Annotated in this window: 13 protein-coding genes; 2 read left to right on the top strand and 11 right to left on the bottom strand. The window is 40.7% G+C overall.

The annotated features are described in order from the left end of the window. Positions 1-757: 757 nt before the first annotated feature. The 6 genes from APA_RS07130 to APA_RS07105 form a co-directional block, all read right to left on the bottom strand. Positions 758-1192 (bottom strand): DUF29 domain-containing protein, encoded by a 435-nt coding sequence (locus APA_RS07130; RefSeq protein ID WP_201321606.1) that lies wholly within the window; start codon positions 1190-1192, stop codon positions 758-760. Next, on the bottom strand, positions 1189-1575 hold the full coding sequence (locus tag APA_RS07125; protein ID WP_201321605.1) for a type II toxin-antitoxin system VapC family toxin: 387 nt from the start codon (positions 1573-1575) through the stop codon (positions 1189-1191). Before APA_RS07125 ends, APA_RS07130 begins: the two co-directional genes overlap by 4 nt. Before the next feature lie 2 nt (positions 1576-1577). Further along, positions 1578-1850, bottom strand: coding sequence for a DUF2281 domain-containing protein (locus APA_RS07120; protein WP_201321604.1), 273 nt, complete (start codon positions 1848-1850; stop codon positions 1578-1580). 119 nt (positions 1851-1969) lie between these two features. Further along, positions 1970-2464: a GNAT family N-acetyltransferase gene (locus tag APA_RS25120; protein WP_236579435.1), complete on the bottom strand. Its 495-nt coding sequence runs from the start codon at positions 2462-2464 to the stop codon at positions 1970-1972. Further along, positions 2461-3183, bottom strand: coding sequence for a hypothetical protein (locus APA_RS07110; RefSeq protein ID WP_201321603.1), 723 nt, complete (start codon positions 3181-3183; stop codon positions 2461-2463). Before APA_RS07110 ends, APA_RS25120 begins: the two co-directional genes overlap by 4 nt. Positions 3184-3332: 149 nt before the next feature. After that, positions 3333-3956, bottom strand: coding sequence for a Uma2 family endonuclease (locus APA_RS07105; RefSeq protein ID WP_201321602.1), 624 nt, complete (start codon positions 3954-3956; stop codon positions 3333-3335). Between the two features lie 164 nt (positions 3957-4120). Between APA_RS07105 and lpdA the strand changes: the two genes are divergently transcribed. Together lpdA and APA_RS07095 are read left to right on the top strand one after the other, a co-directional pair. Beyond that, positions 4121-5524: a dihydrolipoyl dehydrogenase gene (gene lpdA, locus APA_RS07100; protein ID WP_201321601.1), complete on the top strand. Its 1404-nt coding sequence runs from the start codon at positions 4121-4123 to the stop codon at positions 5522-5524. A gap of 167 nt (positions 5525-5691) precedes the next feature. Beyond that, positions 5692-6147 carry a DUF29 domain-containing protein gene (locus tag APA_RS07095; RefSeq protein WP_201321600.1) on the top strand — a complete coding sequence of 152 codons (456 nt, stop codon included), beginning with the start codon at positions 5692-5694 and terminating at the stop codon, positions 6145-6147. Between the two features lie 56 nt (positions 6148-6203). On the opposite strand, the gene accC is transcribed toward APA_RS07095, so the two are convergent. The 5 genes from accC to APA_RS07070 all read right to left on the bottom strand — a co-directional run bounded on the left by accC (position 6204) and on the right by APA_RS07070 (position 13608). Next, entirely contained in the window at positions 6204-7568 is a 1365-nt protein-coding gene (gene accC, locus APA_RS07090; protein WP_201321599.1) for an acetyl-CoA carboxylase biotin carboxylase subunit, read from the bottom strand. 428 nt (positions 7569-7996) lie between these two features. Next, entirely contained in the window at positions 7997-8260 is a 264-nt protein-coding gene (locus tag APA_RS25115) for a hypothetical protein (RefSeq protein WP_236579434.1), read from the bottom strand. Between the two features lie 480 nt (positions 8261-8740). Continuing rightward, complete coding sequence (gorA, locus tag APA_RS07080) at positions 8741-10099, bottom strand: glutathione-disulfide reductase (protein WP_201321598.1); 1359 nt, start codon at positions 10097-10099, stop codon at positions 8741-8743. Between the two features lie 153 nt (positions 10100-10252). Beyond that, a complete protein-coding gene (ligA, locus tag APA_RS07075; RefSeq protein ID WP_201321597.1) occupies positions 10253-12343 on the bottom strand; it encodes an NAD-dependent DNA ligase LigA in 2091 nt (696 codons plus the stop codon). Positions 12344-12456: 113 nt separating this feature from the next. Next, the gene (locus APA_RS07070) at positions 12457-13608 is read right to left on the bottom strand and encodes a serpin family protein (RefSeq protein ID WP_201321596.1); all 1152 of its coding nucleotides are present in this window, start codon (positions 13606-13608) and stop codon (positions 12457-12459) included. Positions 13609-13654: the final 46 nt, after the last annotated feature.

The raw sequence follows: 13654 nt of genomic DNA, 5'->3' as shown, positions 1-13654 counted from the left end.
GATAAGGCGAAGTTCTTCATATGTATGCGTTTCAGGGCTTAGCAGCTACTTTGTATCTGCATGGTACAGATTAACCCTAAAAAGTGGTTATTTGTTACGGATTCATGGTGAATCTAGAATTTTTGTTGTAGTGTGTGGCGATCGCTAGCGTAAAAATCAATCATTATGAACTTCATTATAAATCAAAAAAGTCTTGAGAATGCATCGTGACAAACGAAATTTAGCTAGGATGATAAGCAGTAATCACCATTTTCTTATTAGGTGAGTAAACAGCTTCAACCCTGTCGAAAGTTGGATTCTCAAAATATATAAACCATCTACTTCCACTGGCAGGAGCGCTGTTTGTTCTAGAATAACTAGCCCCTATCATGAGTTTTTCAAAGATAGAAGCTGGTAAAGGTTTTATTTGGTTTAGGGTAATACCGCTAATCTCATAATATTTGCACTGAATAATCATTAAAAGCGCGATCGCAACCGATAATCTGATAGTCCTAAAAAGGAAAGGATCTGCGTAAGGCTCTTAGGATAAATGTTTCACCGAATACAGGAAAAATTAAAGCCCCGAAGTATCTAGACTGCTTAGGCATTATTCTGGCTGAATAAACCAATCTTTGACGAATTCATGAGCTTTGCAGTATCTTCCTAGTGCTGAATCTTAAATATTTTTATACAATAGTAAATCCATGGATTCCATGCTAGTAGAGGCTTTTGGATATCCTTTCCTTTTTAGGACTACCGCTTTTTGAATACAAGACAGTTATTTCCAAAATCTTTTATGCAAAATTGCTTCAATATCTCGTTCAAATTCCCATGCTTCAGGAAAATTTGTATCTGGATAATCCGCACTCAGAGCATAGAGCGCAGATGAGTAGTTAAAATCAAACCTTTCATCCCAATCTTCCTTTAAGCTAGGGGCATCTCTAAAAATATGCTCAATACCGCATCGATAAAAGCTGATGTCGCTTAGCCACCTCTCAAATTGATTGGATAAGGGGACGTATAGTCGTTTGAGCATATTTACGAGCAAGTTTTTCAGAGCGTCATCTAAATCTCTTTTGAGGATATAGATCAAGCTTTCAAATTCTTCAATCAGGTTGTCTAAGTCCAGATTTTCAAAGTCTTTGGCTTTAAGCTTAGTGACATTTTCCTGAACCCAAAGTATATAATCTTGGTCAAATAAAGACTGATTCATTGCCACAACATTTCCACCGAATAATCATTAAAAGCGCGATCGCAACCGACTATCGTTAAATTGTTATTTATTGCTTGAGAAATAATCATGCGATCAAATGGATCGCCATGATGCAAAGGCAGATTTTTATAGATCTGGGTATCTGCAAAGGTGATTGGTAAAATCTCAATATTCAATGAATTTAGAACGTCTAACAAAACATCATATTCATTTTGCATAGCAAGCTTATTTTTGCCAGTTTTAATTGCAATTTCCCAAAGGCTAATGATGCTTAAATAGACATTATCCGCAGAAAATTCAATGGTCTCTCTAGCTTTTTCTGTCAGGCTTGGATTGCCTTCGATATACCAAATGAATGTATGTGTATCTAACAGTACATCCATGTTTACATATACTCCTCAAATTCTTCCATTGGCGCATCAAAATCTTCTGACATTATGATTTGACCTTGCCAAATACCAAAGCCATCACGCTTTTTGACTTTTTTATCTTCTAGAGTTTCTATGCTGGATTGATCAAGAGATTGAGTTTTACTATCAATTTGCTTTACATAGTTACTCTTGAGAAATTCAATATAATGTAGCACCTCAATTTGCAAAGAATCAGGCAGTTGCTTTAAGCTTTTTTCAATATTTTGAAAAGTTGTTGTTGGTAACATAGTTATTTTTTGCTTAACTTGATTAAAGTTATAGGGAAAGAGTTGAATTTGCAAAATCAACTCGATCTAACAAGAGGTTCTTTGGAATAGTAAAAGCGATGAGTAATTAAAAAAACATGCTAGCTTTTTTCTACCCTTTGGCGCACTAATAAAGATGTTTCAGGTTTAGCAAATCCAAATTTTTGATAAAAAGGAATCATCTCTGGCAAGCAAAATAATTGGATACACTCAAGTTGTGATATTTCGGGATGTGTCACAATTTGTTCAATAAGTAATGAACCTAACCCTTGATGACGATTATCTGCTGCCACAATGACATCATAGACGATCGCTCTATAGGTGCGATCGCTGACAACACGAGCAAATGCTACTAGTTCTTGAGAATGGGACTTACAAATTCCAAATATGTAATCGGAGTTAATTAACATCTTATGAACATCATCTAATATTCTTCCTTTTGTCCACCACTCATGCTGATAAAGCTCATAAAGTTGTGTTGCTTGTTCATCAGTGAGAGTATCAATTTTGATATACATAATATCGGTAATTATTATCGTAGACTTTTGAAGAATTTTCTCATATGAGCAGTAGTTGCTGTAGGTACTAGAAATCATGAGTAACAGACTGGATGAAAATATGGGAACTCTGAGAAGTTGTAAATACTCACAATAGCTCTGCTTACGAGCTGATTTGTAGAATTTTTTGAATAGTTCTCTCTACATAGATATAAACATTCTGATGCATTCCAGTTCTTCTGAAAACTTACTGGTAGATTTTTCTCTAAAAACTTAACACCAACTTTATCAATCAATCCTCCGTCCAACATCTCTTTGATGAAATATTCGCGATTCTGCTGAGGAAATGCTCGAAAACAAACATTCAATTTGTAATGTTCACCATCTTGAATAAAAAATTTATGTTGAATCATATTATCAATTTCATTTGAATGAATACAAAATGCGTATATGTTTTGCGCTGAAAAACCAAACGGTATGATAAACACAAAAGCATAAGCAGAATTTGGAAATTCCTTAAGAACTGTGATTTCATCATTTTTTATTAAGTAATAAAATTGATACTCATTCCTCCCATTTGGTCCTTGTAAGGTGTCTGATCCCCTTAAACGTCTAGACTTTACTTGAAAACCAAATGGAAATGACTCATCATCTATTCCTTTATTTCTTAGTTTTTTGAATTGATTTGTAACAACAAGATCAACTCCAAAATCAGCAGGCAATCGAAAAGCTTCAAAACCATACTCAAATAGTTGTCCAGTTATAAAGTTTTCTGCTGCATAACCTTTGTATAGCCTATCAAAAAATTTATTGTTCACAGTTTTTAGCTTGTAATTAAGTAGTTATAAAAGGTAGTTTTAATAGCAAAACAGACTGTCAAAATTATACATTTTATAATACAGTAGCTTTTTTAAAGCTACTGTATTATAAAATGTATAATTAGTGTCAAATTTATAAGTGATATCTGCTACTTACTAGCATTCAAAACTTGCTCAGCAGTTAAATTCAAATTTGGAAATGTGGGCGAAACGATCGCATCATTACCGCGAAACAAATTAATTTCATACTCTCCATCTACCAGCGTACAGATCGAAAGAGTAGGTTGCTGAGGCTTGCCAATATGTCGAATCCCACCCAAACCTAAATAATCAGCAATCCAATATTCAGAAATACCTAAAGCTGCATAATCCTCAACCTTACGCGCATAATCATTTTGCCAATTACCACTCACAACTTCTGCAACAAACTTGATTGAGCTACCCCTTGTAATGATCGATTGTTCTTGCCAGAGAGATTCTTTCGCAACTTCCGTCCGATCTACAACCATCACATCAGGACGAAAAGCCGTCATACTCGCACTAGAGGGACGAAACAAGCCTCTTTGCAACACAAACCAAGGCAATCCTAATCGATCAATCTGTACACAGATTTTTGCCGTGATGAAAGCCGCAACTTCCTCATGCTGCCCCGTTGGTTCCAAGTCGAATATCTCTCCATCAATCAATTCATAGCGATTATCACCACCATAAAGCGCAATAAACTCATCTAGGCTTACAGGTTGATGCTGTACTTGTGCTATCGCAAGGGTCATAGCTCATCTAGCCCCAATTAGTATTTTCAGCTTACCAAATTTTAGCTGTAACTGATACTTTATAGCAAAACTTGTATTGCTATGGTAGCTAATCAGCGTTAGCTAATATAGCGATACCCAAACGATGCAAAAATAGTAGATCGATTCTACTGGAGAAAGATTAGGTGTCGGACAAATTTGATTACGATTTGATCATTATTGGCGCTGGCGTTGGTGGACATGGCGCAGCCCTCCATGCTGTCGCCTGTGGCTTAAAAACAGCGATCGTTGAAGATGGCGTGATGGGTGGAACTTGTGTCAATCGCGGTTGTATTCCTTCAAAAGCCCTATTGGCAGCTTCGGGACGTGTGCGGGAAATGCGCGCAAAGTCTCACCTTAAGGCGTTAGGAATTGAGGTGGGCGAAGTGAATTTTGATCGCGGGGCGATCGCAAGTCATGCCGATAACTTAGTTTTAAAATTGCGTGGGGACTTAACCAATAGCCTCAAAAAATTAGGTGTAGATATTTTGCAAGGTCGCGGCAAAGTGGCGGGCACGCAGAAGGTTAGCGTCGGCGACAAAATTTACAGCACTAAAGACATTATTCTCGCCACAGGTTCCGAGCCATTTGTCCCACGGGGTATTCAAATCGATGGCAAAACTGTATTTACCAGCGATCAGGCGGTACGTCTAGAAACTTTGCCCCAATGGGTCGCGATTATTGGTAGTGGCTATATCGGTCTCGAATTTGCGGATGTCTATACGGCGCTTGGTTCTGAAGTAACGATGATCGAAGCTTTGGATGTATTGATGCCAGGATTCGATCCTGATATTGCCAAAATTGCCGAGCGCGTATTGCTGAAGCCTCGCGACATCGAAACCAGAACTGGCGTATTTGCCACCAAAATTTCCGCAGGTTCACCTGTCAAGATTGAACTTACTGACGCGAAGACAAAGAAAGTCATTGAGGTCTTAGAAGTAGATGCTTGTCTAGTCGCCACAGGTAGGATTCCGCTTACCAAGGATCTTGGTTTAGAAAGTGTAGGTATTGCGCCAAATCAACGCGGATTTATTGATGTTGATGACACGATGGCAACTTCAGTTCCACATCTATGGGCGATTGGCGATGCTACTGGCAAAATGATGCTGGCTCACGCAGCCTCAGCTCAGGGAATTGTAGCTGTTGAGAATATTTGCGATCGCACTACCACCATCGACTATCAAAGCATTCCTGCGGCAGCATTCACTCATCCTGAGGTCAGCTTTGTTGGCTTGACTGAACCACAGGCAAAAGAAAAAGGGACAGCAGAAGGCTTTAAGGTTGCTACGACGAAGTCTTACTTCAAGGGCAATTCCAAGGCGATCGCAGAAGGAGAAACCGATGGTTTGGCGAAGATTGTTTACCGTGAAGATACGGGTGAACTTTTGGGCGTTCATATCATTGGTATCCATGCTTCAGATTTAATTCATGAGGCTTCGGCAGCAATACGCGATCGCCAAACGGTGCAGAAGTTAGCGACGATTGTTCACGCGCACCCAACTCTCAGCGAAGTTTTGGATGAAGCGTATAAACGCGCAGCGCACGTTTAACTAAAAAAGCATCCCATCGGGATGCTTTTTTTATATCCATTTGCGATCGCCTAATTTTTTAGGGCATATCTATTTAAAGTCTATGTATGTAAAATCTGTATTGAGATGCAACGTAAAAAGAAGATAGAAAGTTAGGCGATCTCATCAATAACAAAGGAGCAAAACAAATGACACAAGCGATCGCTCGTAAAAGTTTATATGAGTCCGATTTCCTCCTTTGGACTCAAGAAACAGTAACCAAGCTCAAGGCTAGGGACTTTGACCATGTGGACATAGAAAACTTAATAGAGGAGATCGAATCGTTGGGAAGTTCTTGCCGTGATGAGTTAGAAAGTCGTCTAGAAACCTTGTTAGCTCATTGCCTCAAACGGCTTTATGTAAATATGCCTTATTGCTTCAATGGATGGCAGAATACAATTAAAGAGCAACGAAGACGGATCGCTCTAAGGCTAAGAAAAACCCCTAGCCTTAGAGCAGTTTGGGATGAAATTTTTGATGATGCTTGGGAACTTGCTTTAGGTTCAGTTCGCGACCATTATGAACCTAAAGGGCATCCAATCCCTGATACATGGCAATTTGGGCGTGATATTGACTCGATGTTAAATGTTGATTTCTGGGAATAGCGATCGCACCAACATCAGGACAAGAATAAAAGAAGCACCCCGTCGGGGTGCTTCTTTTATTCTTGTTCGGCTAGTCTGGCTTGCAGCAATGGCACATAGTTAGTGTACACATGCCCTAATCTAAATTCCTCATCATCTAATACCTTCTGATGAAAGGGAATCGTGGTTGGTACGCCTGTAATTGCACATTCGCGCAAAGCTCGCCTCATGCGTAAAATTGCAGCAGGGCGATCGCTACCCCAGACAATCAACTTCGCAATCAGCGAATCATAATATGGAGGAATCACATAATCCGTATACACATGGGAATCCATGCGAACACCAGGTCCACCAGGAGGTAAATAACCACTGATGCGACCTGGGTTAGGACGAAAATTGTGATCGGGATCTTCGGCATTGATCCGACATTCGATCGCATGACCACGGATCTCAATATTATTTTGTTGAAATTTTAGCTTCTCACCTTGAGCAACTCGTAACTGTTCAGCAATCAAATCAATACCTGTAATCATCTCGGTAACGGGATGCTCGACTTGGATACGAGTATTCATTTCCATGAAATAAAACTTGCCGTATTTGTCCAGAAGAAACTCGACCGTCCCCACTCCAACATAATTAATCGCCTTGGCAGCCTTTACCGCCGCGTCACCCATTTTTTCGCGCAATTTAGGATTTACCGCACTGCTAGGCGCTTCTTCTAATAACTTTTGGTGGCGGCGTTGGATCGAACAATCTCTTTCTCCCAAATGCACCACATGACCATGCATATCTGCCAAGATTTGCACTTCAATGTGGCGTGGCTCCTCAATGACTTTCTCAATATAGACACCACCATTCCCAAAAGCTGCTTCTGCCTCGCCTTGGGCAGCACGTAATAAACGTAATAAATCATCAGGATTAATGACCAGACGCATACCGCGACCGCCACCACCTGCTGTCGCCTTAATCATCACGGGATAGCCAATGTCATGGGCAATTTTAATCGCCTGCTCTTCTGAATCGATTAAGCCTTCACTTCCAGGAATAGTCGGTACGCCTGCTTTCTGCATCGTCTTTTTGGCAGTGGACTTATCGCCCATTGAGCGAATCGAGTGAGGACTTGGTCCAACAAACAGCAAGTTATGATCGGCGCAAATTTCGGCAAATCTGGCATTTTCTGATAAGAAACCATATCCTGGATGAATGGCAGTGGCATTGTGGGTCAGTGCCGCCGAAATAATATTGGGAATATTTAGATAGCTTTTGCTGCTGGGGGAATCGCCAATGCAGACAGCTTCATGGGCTAGTTGTACATGCAAAGAGTTGCGATCAACATCGGAATAAACCGCAACTGTGGGAATTCCGAGTTCTTCGCAAGTCCGAATAATTCGGAGGGCAATTTCACCTCGATTGGCAATCAGTAGTTTGGCGATAGGAGCCATGTTTCAGAACGGTAATTGGTGTTTAGTGTTGGGTAATCGGTGATTGGTTGCTCTGTTTTGATAGGTTGCAAATCCCGATTGAGCTTTCAGTCACTACTTACGATTTTGTTAGTAGTCGATGACTTGAGGCTTTTGAATTTTAACTTTTTTTGGGTAGCTATATTGATTAAGTTTATAGCTATTGCTACTGCCATCTCCAAAGACGAGAGGCGGCGCTTTGCGCCGCCTCTCGTCTTTAGAGAAAAAGATATGTTAGCTGAGCAAAATCTAAGCGATCGCATAGGGCAACCATAATAAATAAATTCATCCTGTAAAATTTTAAGCTCTCTCAGATTTGATTAACTCGTGAATCAGATCTAAGAGAGCTATTTTTCTATTGTTAGGTGTTTGCATCTCAATCCTAATTGCCTCGCTTTGTAAATATGAAGCTAAGCGCTCAGAGTAGCAACATCTCTACGAGAATTATTGCTTTGAGGTTGTTGAGCTAGAGGAGTGAAACGGATAGAAATTGGCTTGGGGCGTGGCTCTGATGGTAAGCCTGGAGCATAGGACTCTAGGACATGTCCACTACGAGTACACATTACTAATAGATAGTCACATGCTTCGCATTGGGTTTTGACTTGAGCGAGATATGAGAGGTGATGACGTTCAGCGATCGCACCACAATTAGGGCAGCGTATAGATTCAATCATTTTGGTTAAGTCCTTCAATATATAGGTGAATTTAAATTAAGTATTTAGAAGAATTTGAGGTAACTGATTTATTAAAAAATGTTTAATGAGCTTAGAACAGGTACATTATATTTCTTGATTATTAAGGATTTGTAATGGATTCATCACAAGAAAGAGCTAAATTTATTAGGATTTAAAAATTCAATGGGTCTTGCTAAAAGTATTTCTAAAGGAATAGTTAGAAATTTTAAATGAATTTTGAAACTTAGTTTCAGACAAGTATGTGCGAGATAAACTTCTAACATCAATTTCAAACATGCACCAATTATAAGCATTAAAAATGGGGATCATTGCCAGATAGGCGATCCCCGCCTTATAAATAGTGAGAACTAATTACTAGACCCTGCTCGGCTGTAGGGAATTGATTGATGATTAAAAAATAGTTAAAGAATAATATTCAATATAGAAAGTCATATAAATCTTTACAAGAATTGCATTAAATCAACGCATCGTCATGAATTCTTCGGCGGCAGTGGGATGCATTGCCATAGTGTTGTCAAGATCTTTTTTGCAACCGCCCATCGTTACGACTAACGACATGCCTTGAATAATTTCTGCTGCATCTTTGCCCACCATTTGTAGCCCCAAAACTCGTTCTTCTTCACCGACTACGATTAGTTTCATCATCGTTTTGGCTTCTCCACCCGCAAGGCTATAGAACATCGGGCGAAATTTGGTTTTATAAATTTTTATACGATCGCCATACAGATCTCGTGCTTTTTCTTCAGATAGACCAACGGTAGCGGCTTCGGGTTGGGAAAATACCGCTGAGGGAATATTGGTATGGCTGATGAATCTGGGCGTATGACCATAGACCGTATCAGCAAAGGCACGACCTTCTCCGATCGCAACAGGCGTTAGATTCACCCGATTAGTACAATCCCCGATCGCATAGATATGTGGTTGACTGGTGCAGCTATCTTCTTTGACCGCGATCGCGCCATTAACAACTTCGATTCCTGCTTGTTCCAAACATAGAGGCACGAGATTTGGTTTGCGGCCTGTTGCCGCTAAAACGGTATCAACGGTGATTTGCTGCGCGTTACCGTCGCCATCATTAAAGGAAATTGTGAGATCGCTCTCATTTTTAGAAATCGTTAGAGAATTGCTGTCAACGCAGGTATGAAAATTAATGCCATGGTTGACCATCCCTTCTTGGACATTGGTTCGTACATCGTTATCAAAGCCTTTTAAAATTGAATGATCGCGAATTATTTGCGTCACCTCAGCCCCTAGACCGCGCATAATTCCTGCAAACTCAGTACCAATATAACCTCCACCAATCACCGCAAAGCGCTGTGGAAATTGCGGCAATAAAAACATTTCTTTGGAAGTAATGGCAAACTCCATACCTGCTAAGTTTGGCTTGGCGGCTTCACCACCGACGGCGATGAGGATGCGTTCGGCTGTAAATTGGCGATCTCCAACTGCTACTGTATGCGCGTCTACAAATTTGGCAAATGCTGAAATAAGCTGCACATTACTTTTCTCTAAAAAACTAATGTGCAGCTTATTCAAGCGCAATACTTCGGTTTGAATAGCATCGCGGAGTTTACTCCAGTCAAGCTTACCTGCGGGAATATCCCAGCCATAGCCAGCAGCCTCTTGAGGAAAATGCGAAAAATGTGATGCATAGACCATTAGCTTTTTGGGTACGCAACCTCTAATCACGCAAGTACCACCTACGAGGTCACCTTCAGCGATCGCTACTTTTGCACCAAATGCGGCTGAGCGTTTAGAGGCAGCAAGTCCGCCACTACCTGCCCCAATCACAAATAAATCGTAATCAAAACTTGTCATATTTTTTTATAGGCTTTTTTGTAAGTATATAGCTGTCTTAAAACCCAAAAGAGAAAAGCGCCGCTTTTCTCTTTTGGATAATTCCAATTAACCCGTTGAAACGGGTTTGAGCTTTTAGCCCGCACTTGAGTGCAGGGCTAATGCACCGCCTTTCTAAGAGTCAATTAAATTTAATAGGTCTTCTTCTGAAAGACATTGCACACCCAAAGATTGAGCTTTTTCTAATTTAGATCCAGCGTCGGCTCCTACAACTAGATAATTTGTTTTTTTGCTCACAGAGTCAGTGACTTTTCCGCCTGCGGATTGAATGAGAGCTTTAGCTTCATCGCGCTTTAGGGTTGGCAATGTACCTGTTACAACAAAAGTTTTACCTGTAATATTTGGGTTTATCGCGATCGCCTGATTATCTTTTTTCTCGCTCACAAACTGTAGCCCTGACACTTGCAAACGCTGGATCAAGTTCTGATTAGCTTCCTTGCGAAACCATTCATAAATAGCTTGGGCAATTTCCTCACCTATACCAAAGATAGAAGCGATCGCTTCGGGCGTAGACCTTGCTAATAACTCCACATTCGGAAAATTATCCGCAATATTTTGAGCGTTTACGCTGCCCACATGCCTGATGCCCAAACCATAGAGGACTCGCGCCCAAGGCTTATTTTTGGATTGGGCGATCGCAGCAATAATTTTATCGGCAGATTTTTGTCCCATGCGATCTAGGGTTTGTAACTGGTCGCTAGTAAGATCGTAAACATCGGCAACGGAAGTTATATGATTTTCGGTAACTAATTGCCTGACTAATTTATCGCCAATTCCATTAATATCTAGCGCATCACGGCTGACCCAATGCTCGATCGCTCCCCGCACGATCGCAGGACATTCTAAATTAATGCAACGGGTAGCCGCTTCATCTTCTGGCTTAAAAACTGGTTGACTGCATTCAGGGCAATGGGTGGGCATTACAAAACGAATTGCCCCATTTGGACGCAATTCAGGAAGCACGCGCACTACTTCAGGAATAATCTCTCCCGCCTTTCGCACGATCGCCGTATCGCCAAGATGTAAATCTAGTTCGGCTAGGCGATCTCTATTGTGCAGAGTTGCTCTCGAAACGGTTGTACCAGCTAGTAGCACAGGACGTAATTCGGCGACTGGTGTAAGTGTGCCTGTTCGTCCCACTTGCACAGTAACAGCTTCGATAATTGTGGGCATTTCTTCAGCGGGATATTTCCATGCGATCGCCCAACGGGGTGTTTTTTGAGTGAAGCCGAGTTGTTCTTGTTGAGAGAGGTCGTTTAGCTTCATCACCATCCCATCAGTCATATAGGGAAGTTTGAGCCGTTCCGTTGACCAAAAATCATAGTAGTCTTGTAATTCCTGAAGGGATTTGCAAAGTCGCTTATTTGGATTTACACGAAACCCAATTGTTTGTAGGAATTCTAGAGCTTGCCATTGAGAAGAAATATCAGGCAGATTTTGCAAAACAAAATCTGCCTGATTAATATGGATGGTATAAGCAAAGAAATCAAGGCGGCGTTTGGCGACGATACGGGAATCGAGTTGACGGAGTGTTCCTGCGGCGGCATTGCGAGGATTAGCAAATAGGGCATCTCCTTGCTGCGATCGCTCTTGGTTAATCTCATCAAAAACGGCGATCGGTAAGAATGCTTCTCCGCGAATTTCGAGGTGATCGGGTGGATTCTCTAAATTTAATCTTAAGGGAATGGAACGAATGGTTTTAATGTTAGGGGTGATGTCTTCGCCTGATGTGCCATCGCCTCTAGTTGCACCACGCACTAAGACTCCATGCTCGTAGGTTAGTGCGATAGCAGATCCATCGATTTTCAATTCACAAACGTTATCTAAAAAACCTTTAGGTAAGCGGCTCGATACGCCGCTTACTTCTTCTGAATTACTAGTTAATCCTTTTTGGCAACGTTCTTGCCAAGCTTTCACATCACTAGAAACAAAGGCATTTTCTAAACTAAAAAGCGGAATATGGTGCTGAACTGATACAAACTGAGTGGTTGGCTTCTCGCCTACGCGCTGCGTGGGGCTATCAGGAGTAATAAGCTGTGGATATTGCGCTTCAAGTGCTTGCAATTCCCGATAGAGCGCATCATAAACTGAATCCTCCATTGTGGGAGCATCAAGGACATAGTATTCATAACTAGTGCGTTGCAGTACTTTGCGTAGTTCTAATAATCTTGCTTGAATTTCAAGATTGGGGAAGATTTCAGTCACAATATTGCTGTATTACAAAACTTGATGTGATTAATTATAGCTGTAAATAACTTGTGCAATTCAAAACCGAATATTTGTAAGGTGGGCAAAGCCCACCTTACAAATATTCGGTTTTATGTGGATGGATTTTTAATTGCGCCCATGAAGATGATTGTGCCAGTTTGCCGATCGCTAATTGCAAAGAAAAATGGGCGATCGACAATCATTCGGAATGGCATATCTTCAAAGGATTGTGTGAAGATTGTCTCAATATCGACAGAAGTAGCTGCTGCTGCTTCTGTTCCTTCTTCGTTAACTTCGACAAAAGTTTTATGCTTAATATCACCAATAAAAGCTTTAGCGGTTGAGAGATTACGAAAATCTGCCTTATCGCGATCGAAGGCGATCTCCATACCCATATTTTCCAAAGCTGGTTTGAGACTAGTCTCGTATTCCACTTTAAATCGCGGCAGTTGAATCAAGCCTTTTTTGCGCATGAATTTTGTTGACCATTCTTGCCAATTCTTTGTCATCAGATGCTTCTGAAATTCTAAAAGATTGGATTCTGGCTTTGGCAAGAAAATCTCCATGCTGAAGAGTCTAGAGCCGTAGGGAAGACTGATTGCTTGAAATGTCGGCGCATCGTAGTAACGGTATTTCCCCGATCGCGACATGGCAGGATGTTGGATTTTTGTACCATCAGCAAGGGTAAAGGGTTGTGGCTTAGTCAGAAAGTTCTCAAAGGGAACTTCCCATTTACCTTTAAAATAAACGGCATTAATTAAAAAGAGCATACTATCCGCATCAATGCGGTCAACGATTTTATCGATTTTGTCCTTAGTATTTTTTTTTACCCAAGCATTAATCATATTTGCTGCATTAGGATCTTTAAAGTCAAGGTTGCTAATTTCGGCTTGATAGAGCTCTTTGACTTCATTTAAAAAAGTCTGCTCTAAGGCAATATCCTTTCTAACCCACAAGGAGTTAGCAATGTTCAGTTCCACACTGGTATCACCAATAGCAAGTAATAGCTGAAGAGTCTCATTAAAGCTATTCACATCATCAATTTTGATGCCTTGCAGTTCCATAGTTCTGGCGATCACTTCTTGCGTTTCGCCACTCGCGCCGTTATAAGTCATCGACAAAGCGAACGCTACACTCAAAGGAGAGATAAATATATTCTTATTGGAATTTTGCTTAGCAAGGTGATCTAATAGATTAAATCCAAAACTAGTACTTGCATAAACTAGTCTTTTATCAAGCAATTCTGTTTGATTAATTGACATTTTTTTAGGAAGGCTTCTATGTTTTCAATAATAGCAGTCTATAAAT

It is taken from the genome of Pseudanabaena sp. lw0831 (genome assembly GCF_016584665.1).
In the GTDB taxonomy this organism is placed as follows: Bacteria; Cyanobacteriota; Cyanobacteriia; order Pseudanabaenales; family Pseudanabaenaceae; genus Pseudanabaena.
The sequence above is the reverse complement of the archived record's forward strand: the minus strand, read 5'-3'. Positions and strand labels throughout refer to the sequence as shown.